The following is a 16,576-nucleotide window of genomic DNA, read 5'->3' on the forward strand; positions in this document are numbered from 1 at the left end:
TATAAAAGTTTTGACAATACGATCTTTACAAAGGGGGAAACAAAATGAAAAAGTTTTTAGCGACGGCTGCGGCATTCACGATGCTGCTGGCAGCAGGATGTTCTAACCAGTCTTCTGGCGATGGCAATGCAACAGGGGAAAATGGGGAATGGAAACCGACTCAACCGATTGAAATTACCGCTCCAGCTGGACCAGGCGGCGGTTGGGATACAACAGCACGTATGGCTTCACAGGTTTTTGAACAGGAGAAAATCATTGACAAGCGTCTGCCGGTTGTCAATAAGGCTGGTGGAGGGGGAGCCATTGGCTGGGCTTATATCGCCGGTAAAAAGGACAGCGAGCATCATATGTTCGTTGCTTCACCACCATTAGTGTTAGTGCCTTTGAATGGGCAATCCGAGTACGGATATGAAGACTTCACACCTCTTTCAAACCTGATTGCAGACTACGGTGCATTCGTTGTTAAAGCAGATGCGAAGTGGAATAACCTGAATGATCTGTTTGAAGATATGAAAAAGGATCCTGCAAGCGTCAGCGTTATTGGAACTTCATCACCGGGCAGTATGGACCATATGCAGTTTGTGAAGATTGCTAAGGCCGCTGGCGTTGATGTAACGAAAATCAAGTATATTTCTGACCCGGATGCTGGTGGTTTAACGGCTGTATTGAATGGAAGCGTGGATGTTTATACAACAGGTGTAGCAGAAACGATTGAACAAGTAAAAGCAGGAAAAATCAAAGTTCTCGGTATCACTTCTGAGGAGAGACTGGAAGGAGAAGTCTTATCTGACTTCCAAACTGCCAAGGAACAGGGAATTGATGAAACGTTTGTAAACTGGAGGGGCTTCTTCGGACCTCCGGGAATGGACCCTGCAGCCGTTAAGTACTATGAAGAAAAATTCAAAGAGCTAAGCGACTCGCCTGCGTGGGATGAAATCCGCAAGAAGTATGGATGGGGAGAACTTTACATGGATAGCGAAGAGTACAGCGAGTTCTTGAAAAAAGAAGCGGAAGACATGAAGACACTTCTTGAAGAGTTAGGATTGTCACGCTAACTTCTAGTCTGAATAAAAGGAAACGTATCGGAAGATAGAGCAGTCAGGCCTGTTCTATCTTTCATTCTATTAAAAGAGGTGACCACCATTGCTTAGCAGGATCAACCAAAAAATTGCAGTCATCCTGGGGATTCTATCAGGCTTCTATTTGCTATTAAGCTATAACCTGCCGAAATACCCAAATGCCATCATCGATGCGGATGTTGTGCCGAAGGGTTTAGGCTTACTATTGCTGTTTTTCGCTGTCCTTCTATATTTTGATAAAAATGAAGAGACTGAAGCTGAAAAGCTAAAGCGTACAATCACTAAAGAGAATGTTCTATTGTTATTAGCGGTTCTTGTTTTTATATTAATCTATATTTTTCTACTAGAAATCATTGGATTTTTACTCATGACTGCTTTATTTATATTTGGATGTTCATTATTCCTTGGATATAAAAAGCATGTAGCAAATGCAATAGTTTCGATTACATTTTCCTTAGTTATTTATGGACTATTCAACTATCTTTTGAAAATTAATCTACCAGCAGGAATTATCCCGTTGTAAAAGGAGGGTAGAGCATGGATGCATTTCAAGGTTTAATGTCAGGGTTTCAAGTGGCTTTTAGTATAGAAGGAATCATGTTTGTATTTATCGGTGTTTTTGTGGGGACATTCATCGGAATGATGCCAGGATTGGGACCAATCAGTGCAATCGCCATCATGATCCCGATTACTTATAGCATGGATCCGACGGTAGCATTGGTTATGATGGCCGGGGTCTACTATGGTGCCATTTTTGGAGGCTCAAGTTCCTCGATTCTCTTAAACGCACCGGGTGTTGCCGGAACGGTCGCTACTGCGTTTGATGGATATCCTATGGCCCAGCAGGGTAAAGCAGGCAAGGCACTGGCAATTGCCGCTATTGCCTCGTTTACTGGCGGAACAGTCAGTGTTATTTTGCTCATGTTATTCACGCCAGTTTTATCAGCTGTGGCGGTATCGTTCGGGCCAGCTGAGTATTTTGCTTTGATGTTCATGGGACTGACTGCCATTTCAAGTTTGTCAGATGGCTCAACCATCAAGGCATTCATCTCGGCAACCTTAGGGTTTATCGTAGTGACAATTGGAATCGACAGTCAGACTGGTACAAGCAGATTCACTTTTGGGAACCCGAATCTTCTTGAGGGAATAGACTTCCTAGTCATTGCGCTGGGATTATTCGCTTTAGCGGAGGTTAGTACACTTATCTTGAATCGTAAAGATAATTCAATGAGTGAAAATAAAGAGATTGGCAGCTTGCGTTTGTCTAAGGAAGATGTAAAAGAAATGAGTGGTCCGATGACAAGGCAATCCTTTCTGGGCTTCATTATCGGTGTCTTGCCAGGAGCGGGAGCAACGATCGCTTCCTTCATTGCTTATATTACCGAAAAAAAGCTGGCGAAAAACCCAGAGGAATTCGGAAAGGGGTCAATCAAAGGGTTGGCGGCGCCCGAAACAGCGAATAATGCCGCAACTGGAGGAGCATTTGTGCCACTTCTCAGCCTGGGAATTCCAGGGTCGGGGACTACAGCAGTTCTATTGGGTGCTTTTTTAGTATTAGGAGTACAGCCGGGACCACTATTAATTCAGGACCGTCCTGAAGTATTCTGGGGAATCATCGCCAGTATGTATATCGGGAATATTTTTCTATTAATCCTGAACCTTCCGTTGATTCCTTACATCGCCAGGGTACTCAGGATTCCAAGACCGCTATTGATCTCACTCGTAATCATTTTCAGCTTGATTGGAGTCTATGCCATAAGCTTCAACACATTCGATTTGTACATGTTAGTCGCGTTTGGAATCATTGGATTCCTGATGAGGATGTTCTCGTTTCCGGCGGCGCCATTTATCCTCGCCTTTATTCTCGGTGGGATGATGGAACAAGCCTTCAGACAAACGCTGACCATTTCAAACGGAAGTCTGGCTATCTTTATGGATAAGCCAATCGCGCTGACACTGATCATTGTAAGCCTGCTGACAATTCTAGTTCCGATGTTTACAGGACGAAAAAAGCTTAGTGCGAAAAACGATGCTGGGAAACCTTTATAATGATGAAAAACTGCAAGCCACAGGCCTGCAGTTTTTCAATTTCCAAAGAGCAACTGTCTTCCAATATTTACATTTCATCTCTTCTCGGATAATGTTTACCAGCGTCCAGTTAGGCTATAAGTATATTAGAGTGTAAAAGGAAGGAGTGGCGACATGGAGAAAAGAAACTTAATGCTTTCATTCACATTGGGGACAGGCCTATTGCTTGCCGGCTGTGGAGCCACTGAAGAGCCCCCGCCGGAAGAAGATCCGGTGATGGAACAGGATGAACAAGCTCCTCCGGCACCAGATGGTACACATGAATTGCCTGACGAACCAAGAAAAGGTACAACCGAGAATGACGAGGAATTAACTGAAGAAGAACAGCAGATCATTGAGGAGTCTACTGAAGAGTAACGCAGGAAAAGAACCTTAGAACCGTACCTGTACTAAGGTTTTTTCAATAAAAGTCAATATGCTACAAGGAGAGAAAAAGGTTGAGAAAAGCCATTATACCGTTGATCATCTGAAACCTCGGACGAGCCGGGACTCGGTGTCTACCATGGCCCTGTTGCATAATTAGGAGAAGCAGGCTGGGAGCAATTCGGAAAACAGGCAATCACGTACAAACGATAACAAAGAAAAAATGCTGTTCCTTCTATATATGAAGAAACAGCATTTTTTGAAAAGGTAAAAGGTCTTGATGTCTTACTTCCCATCGCTATCAGATTTATCATCATCCAGTTTGAAATCTTCATCTTCCACATCATTTTCAGTATCCTCGACAGGCGGTTCATTTTCCTCGTCCGTCTCTGCGGAACAACCTCCAATAAATATCGCCAGTGCCAATGGGATTCCATAGAAAAGTTTCTTTTTCATAATCAGACTCCTTTCTTCCAAAACACCTTGTTTGGATAGGATTATTATTATCTAAAACATACCCGGTCATAATCCTTATAAACGTGAGAAGTTTTTTATTGAAAATAAAAGCATATCAGCCTAAAAAGTACAAAAACTAAAGCCAAAGAAAGATTCTATAAGCCCAAAAAGAGGAGGAATCCGCAAAAAGGTCACATAGAAAGATTCTAAAAGCCCAAAACGAGGAGAAACCTGCAAAAAGGTCACATAGAAAGATTCTATAGGCCCGAAACGAGAAGAAACTCGCAAAAAGGTCACATAGAAAGATTCTATAAGCCCAAAACGAGGAGGAACCCGCAAAAAGGTCACATAGAAAGATTCTACAAGCCCAAAACGAGGAGAAGCCTGTAAAAAGGTCACATAGAAAGATTCTATAAGCTCGAAACGAGGAAGAATCCGCAAAAAGGTCACATAGAAAGATTCTACAAGCCCAAAAAGAGGAGAAACCCGCAAAAGGTCACATAGAAATATTCTATAAGCCCAAAACGAGGAGAAGCCTGCAAAAAGGTCACATAGAAAGATTCTATAAGTCTAAAACGAGGAAGAATCCGCAAAAAAGGTCACATAGAGAGTTTCTTAACCACCAGGTCTTAAATACAAAGGGGGTGATCATATGGCGAAGAAGAAACCTAAGCATGATAAAGCTCTTCCAAAAGCAGATATTGAATTTGCTGAGGAAAGAGGAAATGGTTTTGAAAAGGTAGCATTAAAAGCTCAACGGAAACAAAATAAATGATTTGCTTCTGAATTTTATAAGACAGCCACTTGAAGATTTTTTGAAAAATTATTCCCAGGAATAGAAAAAGAACTGCAGAGAAAATCTACAGTTCTTTTTGGTATCTTTTCATTGGTAATAGAGCTTTAGGTGAAATATACCCCACTACAGCCCCAAGGAAAGCGGGAATGATCCACCCTAGACCAACATCGTATAGAGGAAGGTAGTTCATATAAAGAGAGGTTATATTATTGAATAAAGAAAAATTGATATTTGGCAGGTTAGCCACTAATGCGTTATAACCGTCAAAAACACTCACAATGAATGTCATCGATATTGAAGCGGTATATACGCTTTGCTTATTTTTGAATAGCGGCGATAGCAGCGTCAATAAGATAAGGATGATTGCTAATGGATAAAGGAACATTAGAGCCGGTACAGCAAATTGGATGATATTGTTCAAACCAAAGTTTGCTACTGTGAAAGAAACGATACATAGGAGGAGCACAAACCTTTGATATGAAACCTTTGGCAGTAAATCATGAAAAAATTCGCTGCAGGCCGTAATTAATCCAATGCTTGTTTTTAAACATGCCAGAACAATAATGATAGCCAGCAAGATTGCCCCGAAAGGCCCAAAATAGTGTTCGGCAACTGCAGAAAAAATCTGTCCGCCATTCTCGAAGGTTCCGATAGCTGATACGCTAGATGCTCCCATATACGTTATTAGTCCATATATCAGCATCATCAATGACATGGCGAATATGCCGGATTTTAATGTTGCCCTGGCAATTTCCTTCCTGGAGGTAATTCCCTGCCTTTTAATGGCGTTGATGACAACAATCCCGAATGCCAGGGATGCAAGGGCATCCATTGTATTATATCCCTCTTTGAATCCGGTAATAAAAGCTAGATTAGCATATTCACCACTTGGTCCCCCGAAGCTCCCCATTGGCTTCATGACTGAGATGCCTATTAATAAAAATAAAAAAACGAGAAAAGCAGGTGTCAGGTATTTTCCAATGTAGTCCATCACTTTTGCAGGATGCAGTGAAAAAAAGTAAACAATGGCAAAGAAGGCGAAGCTGAAAACGCCCAGCCATAAAGCAGTCTGTCCAGAATCAATGTAGGGTTCAAAACCAACAACGAATGGAACTGTGGCTGTCCTCGGTATCGCGAAAAAAGGTCCTATTGTCAAGTAAAGAACTGTCGCAAAGCCGACACCAAAAATAGGATGCACTCTGCTGGCTAAATCACGCAGCCCTGAACTTCCTGAAAGGCCTATAGCCAGTATGCCCAGAAAGGGGAGGCCGATGGCTGTTACCAGGAAGCCAATCAATGCAGTCCAGAAGTTCGTGCCTGCCAGTTGTCCTAGTTGAATAGGGAAAATCAAATTCCCCGCTCCAAAGTACATTCCAAATAGCATGGTCCCAATCAGGGCATAAGTTGAAAATGAAATTTTTTGCTGCATATACACTTGTCTCCTCTTCTTGATGTTGTGAATTCTGGTTCAACGACTTCTTTAGTTGGTTTAGGAGAAAGTTCCATAAAACCTTAAAAACAGGGAGATAAATTCCGATTATTGGAAAGACAGTTAAAGAATGTTCAATCTATCACAAGAGAATATAGCCTAGCTTCTAAACCAACCCAAAAGAAGAATAATACACACTACTATATAGACTAACTCTTCACAAGTCAATTGAGTTTTTAGTATTTTTCGAATAGAAGGACAGAAGTCAGCCGTGCATTTAAGGAATATGGTTATTCACAAGAGAAAGTTTATTTTTTAGTCGCTGTAAAAAATGCTATCCCCATCCGATACTATAGAAGGAAAAATTTTATTCGGGAGAGAATCTGATGACAATCGAACAAGCAAAAGCCATATTGAAGAATCCGGAAATTGTCCGGTATTTGACAAAAGAAGAAATGAAAGCAATTGACTTCTTGATCAGTATGGCAGAAAGAAAAGAGCAGAAGTAGGCTTTCTCCTGTTCTTTTGTTTAGGCTCTTTTCTCAAACTTTGTTGCTTTTGATACAAAACAGGATTTCAAGACCTATTTTTTTCGTAAAGTTGACTCTATTTATGAGAAAAGAGCATGCAAACTTAGTACCGACCTGCAAAATGGCTTTTTATTACGTTAAAATCGGCTTTAGGATTTTAACAACAATCTTTACGAAAACAGCGTTTGTTTAATTAAAGCTCAAGTCTCGCTCTCCTTTTGTGAGAAAAGTGCATCCAAACTCAATTACAATCTGCAAAATAGCCTTCTATTAAGTTAAAATCGGGCTTTAGGAATTTAACAGCAACTTTACGAAGAAAATAGGTTTATTCAACCCCATTTTGTAGTCAATAGCAACAAAAGAACCCTTGCGATTGTGCAAGGGTTCTTATTTGAAGTAAATAATGATTAATTATTCTCCGCTGCTTTTCTTAGCTCGAATTCAGCTTTGATATCTGTTAATAATTCCTGGTCTGTAATTAATTCAAAAGCTGTCAAAGCAAGTGCTTTTGCTCCTTTAAGCAAGGCTTCATCACCCTGAGGCGAAGCGGCTGCTTCACGGAACGGAACAGTATGGGCAACAAGATTGTCCGGTCCAATTTTGATATAAGGATGAATGGTTGGCACGACTTGGCTAATATTACCGGTATCGGTTGAGCCAATTCCCTCCCTTTCATCAGTTGCAACTGACTCCCCAAGATCTTCGATAACATTTTTGAAAACTACATTATATCGATCATTCAACAGAAGATTATCAACTTCATTTTGGAAGGCTATTATATTCAGCTTAGCACCTGTTGCAAGGGCTGCTCCCTCAGCAACTGCCTTTACGCGCCGGGTAACCTCATTTAATCCACTCCGTGTTGCAGCACGAATGAAGAACCTTGCTTTTGCGTATTCAGGAATGATGTTCGGTGCATCGCCTCCATGGGTAATGATTCCGTGGATTCGGACGTCATCCGTCAACTGTTGTCTCAAGGCATTGATACCATTAAAGAGCTGAATCACCCCATCCAATGCATTAATACCTTCATGAGGCGATGCGGCTGCATGGGCTGGTTTGCCGATAAATTCAAAGTCGAGTGGATCAACAGCAAGGGAAGACGATGTCAATCTTGTTTGTCCTGAAGGGTGCAGCATTAATGCTGCATCGATTCCTTCAACAAGGCCATGCTTTACGAAGCTCCCTTTAGCACTTCCATTTGGTCCGCCCTCCTCGGCAGGCGTTCCAAATACGACTGCTTCACCGCCAGTTTCATTCAATACCTTGCTTAGCGCAATTGCAGCTGCGACACTGGTCGTGCCTATGATGTTATGTCCGCAGGCATGGCCAATCCCAGGCAAGGCATCGTACTCTGCAAGAAAGGCGATTGATGGTCCTGGTTTTCCGGACTTTTTGCGTGCAACAAAGGAGGTTTCGTGTCCCGCTACCGCTTTTTCAACTTCAAAACCTTCATCCTTTAAAATCTTGATTAGGCGGGCAGATGCGAAAAATTCCTCATTGCCGATTTCCGGTCTTTCATGGATTTCATGGCTAGTTGATAAGTACAGCTCCTTATTAAGCTCAACGTTACCTATAATAGTTTCTTTTAACTCGTTAATTGCTTTTACTGATGTTGACATCCTGAATCCTCCTTAATTTTTAAAAAAATGGATGGAAGGGGGGGCAGTTTCCACCCTTAAAAGCTGATACTTGCCCCACCGTGCAAATTCTTTAGATCTACAAAACCACCTTGTTGTCACGGAAATGCCGATGCTGATTACCAACCAATATTGCTAAGCGGCACAAAGGTAGGAAGTGTATTACCTTTATATTCCTTCTCGATGAACTCCTTTGTGTCATCCTGCTGGTAAAGTTCAGCTAATCTTTTCAAAGTTTTATTGTCTTTGTCTTCTTCCCGCACAGCGATGATGTTGATGTATGGAGTGGCAGTTGCACTCTCAAGGAAGATGGCGTCTTTCTTTGGTGTAAGTCCTGCGTCTACTGCGATACCATTATTGATGATGGATGCAGCGACATCTGGCAGTACCCTCGGAGTTTGGCCGGCAACAAGCGTCACAAATTCAAGGTTCTTGGGATTTTCCACGATTTTATCAAGGGAGCCAATACCATCGAAGCCGTCCTCAAGCTTGATCAAACCAGCTTCCTGGAGTAAAAGAAGTCCTCTTCCCATATTCGTAGCTTCATTTGCAAGGGCAATCTTCCCGCCTTCAGGAATATCTTTAACGTCTTTGTATTTATCAGAGTATAGACCCATTGGTGCAATCAGTGTGGTTGCGATTGGTACAAGGTCAAGATTATGCTCCTTGATAAAAGCATCAAAATAGGAAACGGTCTGGAATGAGTTTGCATCTAATTCACCTTCAGCAAGCGCAAGGTTCGGCTGGACATAATCCGAGAATGTGACAATTTCGACGTCAATTCCTTCTTTCTCAGCTTTTTTAGCAACAAAATCCCAGACTCGGTGATCTGTTCCGCTGACCCCAAGCTTTACTTTGACAGTTTCTCCGCCTTTCGCGGATGATGAAGAACTGGAACATGCGGTGCTGATTAATGCCAGACTAAGTACGATCAATGCTAGTAAAAGTTTTTTCATTTTATTTTCCTCCTGGTTATCTTCTTCTGATTTTTTTAGCTGTTATATTTCCAAGTGATTGCAAACCCTGTACCATGACAATCAAAATGCCTACTGTGATGAACATTGTCTGAGTATCAAAACGCTGATAGCCATATGTAATTGCCAGGTCACCCAGTCCGCCGCCGCCGATTGCCCCGGCCATTGCCGATGCACCGATCAGTCCGACGGTTGCGATCGTGAAAGCAAGAATCAGTGAACTCATCGCTTCTGGAAGAATGAATTTGAAAACAATCTGCCAGGGAGTGGCACCCATTGATTCGGCTGCTTCAATAACTCCGGGATCGACTTCCAACAAAGAATTCTCTACCAATCTTGCAATATACGGACCTGCATAGAAGACAAGCGGGACAACAGCCGCAGCTGTACCAATCGATGTGCCAACAATCAACCGGGTCAGCGGGATGATTGCGACCAGCAGGATAATGAATGGCACTGAGCGAAAGACGTTGATGACGCTATTTAGTACATTGAAGACAGGGGTGCTTTCAAGCAAATGGCCCTTCCTGGTGACGACAAGCGCAATACCAAGCGGCACTCCAAGGACTGCTGAAAAAAGCAGGGAGAAGGCAACCATTTGCAGTGTTTCAATTAAGGCCTGGATGATTTGTTCTGAATTAACTAGCATGTGCTGTCACTTCCTTTATGTTGACTTTTTGCTGGCCGATAAAATTAAGGGCCCTCAATATTTCTTTATCACTGCCCTGGAACTCGACAATCAGATTTCCGAAAGGAATTCCCTGCAGTTCAGTAATATTGCCGAACAGAACATTGACATGGATATCAAACTTTTTTGACAGCTGAGACAGCAGAGGCTCGCCAGCTGCTTCACCGACGAAGTTGATCCGGAATACCTTTTGCAGCCCTGAATGGCCCTCAATGATTTTGCGGACTGAATCGGGAATATTGTCATTCATGATGGTGCTGACGAAATTCCTGGCTGTAACTGTTTTAGGAGCAGAAAAGACTTCAAAGACAGACCCTTCCTCAATGATTCTTCCTTCCTCGATAACTGCCACCCGGTCACATATTTCCCTGATAACGGACATTTCGTGGGTAATAATCAAAATCGTGATGTTGTACTCCATGTTGATTTTTTTTAAAAGCTGAAGAATCGAACTAGTAGTCTGCGGATCCAGCGCTGATGTCGCTTCATCGCAAAGCAGGATTTTAGGCTGGGTTGCCAGTGCACGGGCAATACCAATCCGCTGTTTTTGGCCGCCTGAAAGCTGGTCCGGATAATTATTTGCCTTATCAGCGAGACCGACAAAGTCGAGGAGCTGATAAACCCGCTCTTTGATTTTCGCCTTCGGAAGCTTACCTAGAACTAGTGGCATCGCGACATTTTCAAATACTGTCTTGGAGTTTAAGAGATTGAAATGCTGGAACACCATTCCAATATTCCTTTTCACTTCCCGTACTTCTTTTACAGCAAGGGAAGTCATGTCGCAGCCATCAACAATCACCCGGCCAGATGTCGGCTGTTCCAACAGATTCACACAGCGGATCAGTGAGCTTTTACCAGCACCGCTAAATCCAATGACTCCAAATATTTCTCCTTCTTTGATTTCCAGATCAATTCCATTCAGTGCCGCTACCTTATTTCCGCGGCTTTCATACACTTTCTCCACTCTCTCAAACGTAATCAACTGATTTCCTCCTTTATAAATGCATAAAAAAAACCTCTTCCTGGAAACAGGAAGAGGGTATGCCGCAACAAATGCTGGACAATGTCTCTTCTTATCTCCCAAGCTATTGCTTGCTGGAATTGGCACAGTTCTCCAAAAGGAGTCCGCTGCCGAGGCTTCATAGGGCCAGTCCCTCTGCCTCTCTTGATAAGAAAGTCGATATGAAATTGTTTAAGGGGATATTTTGAAAAACAAAAAGTCCCCTTCAGAAAGAAGAGGACATTAAATGAAAAGTCGGCCTCTTCTTATCTGTCAAGCGCATGCTTGCTGGATTTGGCACAGTCCTCCAAAGGAGTCCGCTGCCGAGGTGTCATAGGGCCAGTCCCTCAACCTCTCTTGATAAGAAGTAACGAATATTGAATTGTAAATCTTGTTTATTACTTTACTGCGTCATAGAAAGAGTGTCAATCATTTTGTGGATTTTTTCTTTAGTAAAACGAAAAATAGGAATTTAGTATGAAATGCCAAGAGATAGGTGAAAAAATAAAAACCCTTGCAGCAGCAAGGGTTTCAAACGAGAAAAGGGAGCTCTATTTGGTAATGACAATCGGTCCATTCTTCGTAAGAATAATCGTGTGCTCACATTGAGCAACAAAGCTGTTTTCTGTAACATATGTCCACTCGTCATTATCGTTTTGGAAAACTTCTTCCTCACGAGTTGAGATGAAAGGCTCGAAAGCGATGACCATTCCTTCTTTTAAAAGCTCGTCATCCCATGGCTCGTTATAGTTGTAGATGTGATCTGGCGCTTCATGGATTGTTCGGCCAATTCCATGTCCGGTCAAATTCTTGATGACAGTCAGTCCGTTTTTTCTCGCAGTTGCGATAACAGCTTTTCCTAGACCACTTTTCTTCGAACCTGGTTTCGCTTTTTTCAAACCTGCTTCAAAGGCCTCGACGGCCGTTTCGCATATCTTGGATAAGATAGGATCACCTTCGCCAACGACGAAGGATATACCTGTATCGGCAAAATACCCGTTTTTTGATCCGGAAACGTCGATATTCACAATATCGCCTTCTTTGATCACTCGGCTGCCTGGTATGCCATGTGCGACCTCTTCGTTCACACTTATGCATGTATAGCCGGGGAAATTGTATTCTCCCTTTGGAGCTGAAATCGCCCCATGTTCTTCAAATAACCTGCCCGCAATTTCATCAAGCTCTATTGTGGTGATACCTGGTGCAGTCTTCCCGACTAACTCATCCCGTATCAAGCCCACGATCCTGCCAATTTCTTTCAAGCCGCTAAAATCTTCTTCTGTTTTCGCAATCATGATATATTCCTTTCCAATAACATCGATTTAAAAAGCCTACGATTAGATTATCCTTTTTGAGTACGAAAATCCAACCTTGAGTTTTATGGACCATTAAAAAGGACTGGTTGCCTGTTTTTATAAGTTCCCCAACTAAAACTTTATCCACTTCTATGAAAACGATAACAACATGATGGTATCAATATTTTGTTCTATAAACCTAAAACTAAAAAAATGGTACCATAAGCAAAATTCGATGGCTTATAAATGTAAGCCCTTTTTTTTATGATAAAGGTACAAGAAAGACAACAGCAACTAAGGTGGTGAAGAAATGGAAGTCAAGATTCAACAGCCAGTCGAACAACCAGTCAGTGACACCATAATGGTAGAGCCTACAAAAAAAGAAAAATTTAAAAAAATTAAAAAGACAATCATTTCTCAAAAGTATTTGCAAGTGATGGCCCTTCTCGGTGTAGTTTGGATGTTCGTCTTCAACTATATTCCTATGTACGGGTTAATCATCGCATTTAAGGAATACAGCATCATCAAGACAATCTCAGAAGCACCTTGGGTAGGCTTGATGCAGTTTAAGGAATTCCTGCAGGATGAGAATTTCTGGATCGTCCTGAAAAACACTCTCGGAATCAGCTTGATTAAATTAATTATCGGGTTCCCGCTTCCAATTATATTTGCTCTTTTGCTTAATGAACTTACATCAATGAAGCTTAAGAAAGCGGTTCAAACAATTTCTTACTTGCCGCACTTCATTTCATGGGTTGTACTTGGAGGGATTTTGACAACATGGCTCGCAGATATCGGGGTCTTAAACGATATTTTGCTAGGTTTAGGGTTGATCAGTGAACGTACGAATTTCCTTGCTTCACCTGATAACTTCTGGGCAATCGTCATTCTCTCGGATATATGGAAAGAACTTGGATGGTCAGCAATCATTTATCTTGCAGCAATTGCTGGTGTATCTCCAGAACTATACGAATCGTCTACGATTGACGGAGCAAATCGCTTCCAAAAGATGTGGCATGTCACATTGCCGTCAATTCGCCCGACAATCACAATTCTTTTTATCCTTGCTGTAAGCGGTGTCTTAAATTCAAACTTCGACCAGATCTTGATTCTGCGTAACTCGTTGAATGAAAGCGCCAGTAATGTAATTGATATTTATGTCTACCAGATGGGTCTGCAAAATGCCCGCTACTCATATGCAACAGCAGTCGGTTTATTGAAAGCAATCATTGCCTTTATCCTGCTCCTGTCTGCTAACAAGATTGTCAAGAAACTGAATGGAACATCTTTATTCTAAGGGGGTGAGGTTGTGTTTAAACTTTTTAAACGGAACCGGCGAACAACAAGCGAGTACATCTTTGACAACATTAACATTCTCATCATGCTCTTTATATGTGCCATAACGATCTACCCAATCTGGTATGTTCTCGTCAATTCACTGAATGACGGTGTTGATGCTATGAGAGGCGGAATTTACTGGTGGCCTCGAGAGTTTACATTTGAAAACTACAAGGCTGTGTTTCAAACACCAGGTATTGTCACATCCTTTGGCGTAACAATTGCCAAAACGGTTATCGGAACAATCACACACGTATTCTTTACAGCGATGGTTGCTTATGCCATTTCAAGACGTGACCTTTACGGCAGGAATTTCTACATGCTGGTCGGTGTCATCACAATGTTTTTCAGCGGTGGATTGATTCCTTACTTCCTATTGATCAGGGATCTTGGATTGTTTGATAACTTCCTTGTATATATCATTCCAACAATGTTTAACTTCTTCCATCTAATCATCTTTGTATCATTCTTCAGGGAATTGCCAACTTCTCTTGAAGAAGCAGCAAAAATAGATGGAGCGAATGACTTTATGATTTTTATCAAAGTAATCATCCCGCTCTCAATGCCGGTTATTGCAACAATCGCATTGTTCCAGGGAGTATACCAGTGGAACGACTACTTTGCCGGAGTTATCTTTGTAAATAATCCCGACCTGCAGCCAATCCAGACGTATTTATACAAGGTGGTTGCTGAGTCCAGCTCAAATCAGATGATGACGAATGCAGCAGGATCGATTGCCACGAAGACGGTAACATCCCAGTCTATCAAACTGGCAACGATGGTTGTAACAACACTTCCAATCATGTTAGTCTATCCATTCCTGCAAAAGTACTTTGTAAAAGGAATGCTGATTGGATCAGTAAAAGGTTGATCTATTAAACTTCGATTTAAATTTTTCTTCACTGAAGAAATTTAAATAACCCAGGCTTCATTATTGAATGACGTGCTTTATTCATGAAGGATACCCCCTTCTGACCTTGGGAAAGGCTGGTACTTAAGAAAAAAGCCTTTCCCGCTCTTTAAAAGCAGTGTACATTTAGTAATGTGGCCCAAAATAACACAAAAGAGAGAGGGTCAAAAAATGAGGAAAAAATTCTTTTCCAAAGGCTTTTCATTATTGCTAGTTCTATCATTGGTTTTAGCACTATTTTCAGGCTGTTCCAGCAAGACAAATGAAAACGCTTCCGATGAAAAGGACGCAGATAAACCGAAAGCAAGTGCAGATGCACCTGGCTGGCAAGACAATAAAGATCCAATTACGTTTGACTGGTACGTTAACTTTTCATGGTTCGCACATAAATGGGGCGACGATGCTGTCTCCAAATATGTAACGGATAAAACTGGTGTATCAGTTAACTTTATTTCACCAGCAGGTAACGAAGCAGAGAAAATGAACACAATGATTGCATCTGGAAAACTTCCTGATTTCATCACAATCGGCTGGTGGGAAGATGCTGTTAAGAAGATGATTGAAGGCGAGCTTGTCCTTCCATTAAATGAACTTGCAGATCAATATGATCCATATTTTTATAAAGTAGCAGACGGAGCAAAAATCGAGTGGTATAAGCAAGAAGATGGAAACACATATGGCTATCCAAATGCTTCTTCTTCACCAAAGGATTTTGACAAGTATAAAAACCTTAAGCCATCAAACCAGACATTCCTTGTAAGAAAAGATATGTATGAAGCGATTGGCAGCCCGGATATGAGCACTCCTGAAGGATTCTTAAAAGCTCTAGAAGCTGCTAAGGAAAAATACCCTGAAGTGAACGGTGCACCATTGATTCCATTCGGATTGAATGAATTTACAGATGTAGGAAACACTTCTCTTGAAGGCTATCTGCAAAACTTCTTGAACATCCCGATGGAAAAAGACGGAAAGGTTTATGACCGCAGTCAGGATCCTGAATATCTTGCATGGTTAAAGACTTTCAGAGAAGCAAATGACAAAGGACTTCTTGCAAAGGACATCTTCATTGACAAGCGTCCACAAATGGAAGAAAAGATTTCACAAGGCCGTTACTTCGCAATGCTTTACCAGCGCAGTGACCTTGCAGCACAACAGCACGCATTGTATGCAAAAGATCCTAATTCAGTTTACATTGCAGTAGACGGCCCAGCGAACTCTAATGGAGACGGCCCAGCATTAGCGGGTGACAGCATCTCAGGCTGGACAGTGACTTTGATCTCTAAAGATGTAAAAGACAAAGAAAGAGCAATCCAATTCCTGACTTACATGATCAGTGAAGAAGGACAAATGGACCTTTACATGGGTAAAGAAGGCGAAACGTATGATATGGTAAACGGTAAGCCTGAATTCAAACCGGAAGTTCTTGATCTATTGAACAAAGACCGTGCAGCATTTGACCAGCAGTATGGCGCTTCATTCAAATACTGGATGCTAATGGATACAAACATGAGCCTTGCATGGGCACCGCCAGCTTCTGAACCATTCAAGCAAATGGAAGACTGGACAAAAGGAAAGACAGTCAGCTATGCAGAATTTGATGGCATCAGCCCAACTGGAACTTCTGCAGAAGGTGTAGCAGCAAGCAAGATCGCACAGGAATGGGGCAAAACTCTTCCTAAGCTTCTACTAGCTAAATCTGATAAAGAGTTCGATAAGGTTTTCAACGAATTCCTGAAGAAGCGTGATTCTTTCGGCTATGAAAAAGTTGAAAAGTATCAGCAGGAAGTATATGAAAAGAACAAGGCAAAACTTGAGTCAGCAAAATAAATAACTATGGAAAGACTGTTCCTTCTCGAATTAAATTTCTTGAAGGGGCAGTCTATTCCTCTTTTTACATACAGGCAGGAATCACGGCTTTTGGCGTTTGATTACACGAAATAACTTCATCAAATTGAAACACTTTACCACAATATTAATATTGAATATCATT

The 16,576-nt window shown here is 41.7% G+C and carries 16 protein-coding genes and 2 riboswitches; of the genes, 9 read left to right on the top strand and 7 right to left on the bottom strand.

The annotated features are described in order from the left end of the window. Positions 1–44: 44 nt before the first annotated feature. The 4 genes from J7E32_RS10710 (at position 45) to J7E32_RS10725 (ending at position 3,524) form a co-directional block, all read left to right on the top strand. Positions 45–1,055 (top strand): Bug family tripartite tricarboxylate transporter substrate binding protein, encoded by a 1,011-nt coding sequence (locus J7E32_RS10710; protein WP_214907134.1) that lies wholly within the window; start codon positions 45–47, stop codon positions 1,053–1,055. A gap of 88 nt (positions 1,056–1,143) precedes the next feature. Next, entirely contained in the window at positions 1,144–1,602 is a 459-nt protein-coding gene (locus tag J7E32_RS10715; RefSeq protein ID WP_214907135.1) for a tripartite tricarboxylate transporter TctB family protein, read from the top strand. Positions 1,603–1,616: 14 nt separating this feature from the next. Further along, complete coding sequence (locus J7E32_RS10720; RefSeq protein WP_214907137.1) at positions 1,617–3,128, top strand: tripartite tricarboxylate transporter permease; 1,512 nt, start codon at positions 1,617–1,619, stop codon at positions 3,126–3,128. Positions 3,129–3,281: 153 nt separating this feature from the next. Then, positions 3,282–3,524 (top strand): hypothetical protein, encoded by a 243-nt coding sequence (locus tag J7E32_RS10725; protein WP_214907139.1) that lies wholly within the window; start codon positions 3,282–3,284, stop codon positions 3,522–3,524. A 291-nt stretch (positions 3,525–3,815) separates the two neighbouring features. Here J7E32_RS10725 and J7E32_RS10730 read toward each other — a convergent pair whose 3' ends face one another. Beyond that, the gene (locus tag J7E32_RS10730; RefSeq protein WP_214907141.1) at positions 3,816–3,986 is read right to left on the bottom strand and encodes a hypothetical protein; all 171 of its coding nucleotides are present in this window, start codon (positions 3,984–3,986) and stop codon (positions 3,816–3,818) included. Between the two features lie 652 nt (positions 3,987–4,638). On the opposite strand from J7E32_RS10730, the gene J7E32_RS22855 reads away from it, so the two are divergent. Then, positions 4,639–4,761 carry a hypothetical protein gene (locus tag J7E32_RS22855; protein WP_264163773.1) on the top strand — a complete coding sequence of 41 codons (123 nt, stop codon included), beginning with the start codon at positions 4,639–4,641 and terminating at the stop codon, positions 4,759–4,761. An 85-nt stretch (positions 4,762–4,846) separates the two neighbouring features. Here the strand turns inward: J7E32_RS22855 and brnQ are convergent, their stop codons facing one another. Continuing rightward, the gene (gene brnQ, locus J7E32_RS10735; protein ID WP_214907143.1) at positions 4,847–6,211 is read right to left on the bottom strand and encodes a branched-chain amino acid transport system II carrier protein; all 1,365 of its coding nucleotides are present in this window, start codon (positions 6,209–6,211) and stop codon (positions 4,847–4,849) included. A gap of 386 nt (positions 6,212–6,597) precedes the next feature. On the opposite strand from brnQ, the gene J7E32_RS22860 reads away from it, so the two are divergent. Next, the gene (locus J7E32_RS22860; protein WP_286182994.1) at positions 6,598–6,720 is read left to right on the top strand and encodes a hypothetical protein; all 123 of its coding nucleotides are present in this window, start codon (positions 6,598–6,600) and stop codon (positions 6,718–6,720) included. Positions 6,721–7,148: 428 nt separating this feature from the next. On the opposite strand, the gene J7E32_RS10740 is transcribed toward J7E32_RS22860, so the two are convergent. The 5 genes from J7E32_RS10740 to map all read right to left on the bottom strand — a co-directional run bounded on the left by J7E32_RS10740 (position 7,149) and on the right by map (position 12,338). After that, on the bottom strand, positions 7,149–8,363 hold the full coding sequence (locus J7E32_RS10740) for a M20 family metallopeptidase (RefSeq protein ID WP_214907146.1): 1,215 nt from the start codon (positions 8,361–8,363) through the stop codon (positions 7,149–7,151). Between the two features lie 137 nt (positions 8,364–8,500). Continuing rightward, positions 8,501–9,337 (bottom strand): MetQ/NlpA family ABC transporter substrate-binding protein, encoded by an 837-nt coding sequence (locus J7E32_RS10745; protein WP_214907148.1) that lies wholly within the window; start codon positions 9,335–9,337, stop codon positions 8,501–8,503. A 16-nt stretch (positions 9,338–9,353) separates the two neighbouring features. After that, the gene (locus tag J7E32_RS10750) at positions 9,354–10,004 is read right to left on the bottom strand and encodes a methionine ABC transporter permease (RefSeq protein WP_214907150.1); all 651 of its coding nucleotides are present in this window, start codon (positions 10,002–10,004) and stop codon (positions 9,354–9,356) included. Beyond that, on the bottom strand, positions 9,994–11,025 hold the full coding sequence (locus tag J7E32_RS10755) for a methionine ABC transporter ATP-binding protein (protein WP_214907152.1): 1,032 nt from the start codon (positions 11,023–11,025) through the stop codon (positions 9,994–9,996). Before J7E32_RS10755 ends, J7E32_RS10750 begins: the two co-directional genes overlap by 11 nt. Positions 11,026–11,113: 88 nt before the next feature. Continuing rightward, positions 11,114–11,218: riboswitch (SAM riboswitch) on the bottom strand. A gap of 88 nt (positions 11,219–11,306) precedes the next feature. Continuing rightward, a riboswitch (SAM riboswitch) is annotated at positions 11,307–11,410 on the bottom strand. 184 nt (positions 11,411–11,594) lie between these two features. Continuing rightward, positions 11,595–12,338 carry a type I methionyl aminopeptidase gene (gene map / locus J7E32_RS10760; RefSeq protein ID WP_214907154.1) on the bottom strand — a complete coding sequence of 248 codons (744 nt, stop codon included), beginning with the start codon at positions 12,336–12,338 and terminating at the stop codon, positions 11,595–11,597. Positions 12,339–12,699: 361 nt separating this feature from the next. Here map and J7E32_RS10765 point away from each other — a divergent pair, with 361 nt between their 5' ends. From J7E32_RS10765 to J7E32_RS10775, 3 genes are all read left to right on the top strand, one after another. Next, positions 12,700–13,635: an ABC transporter permease gene (locus J7E32_RS10765; RefSeq protein WP_286183000.1), complete on the top strand. Its 936-nt coding sequence runs from the start codon at positions 12,700–12,702 to the stop codon at positions 13,633–13,635. Positions 13,636–13,719: 84 nt separating this feature from the next. After that, the gene (locus J7E32_RS10770; protein ID WP_214907195.1) at positions 13,720–14,547 is read left to right on the top strand and encodes a carbohydrate ABC transporter permease; all 828 of its coding nucleotides are present in this window, start codon (positions 13,720–13,722) and stop codon (positions 14,545–14,547) included. A 210-nt stretch (positions 14,548–14,757) separates the two neighbouring features. Further along, entirely contained in the window at positions 14,758–16,413 is a 1,656-nt protein-coding gene (locus J7E32_RS10775; protein ID WP_214907158.1) for a type 2 periplasmic-binding domain-containing protein, read from the top strand. Positions 16,414–16,576: the final 163 nt, after the last annotated feature.

The sequence above is a fragment of the Bacillus sp. ISL-55 genome (assembly GCF_018613155.1).
GTDB lineage: Bacteria > Bacillota > Bacilli > Bacillales > Cytobacillaceae > Mesobacillus.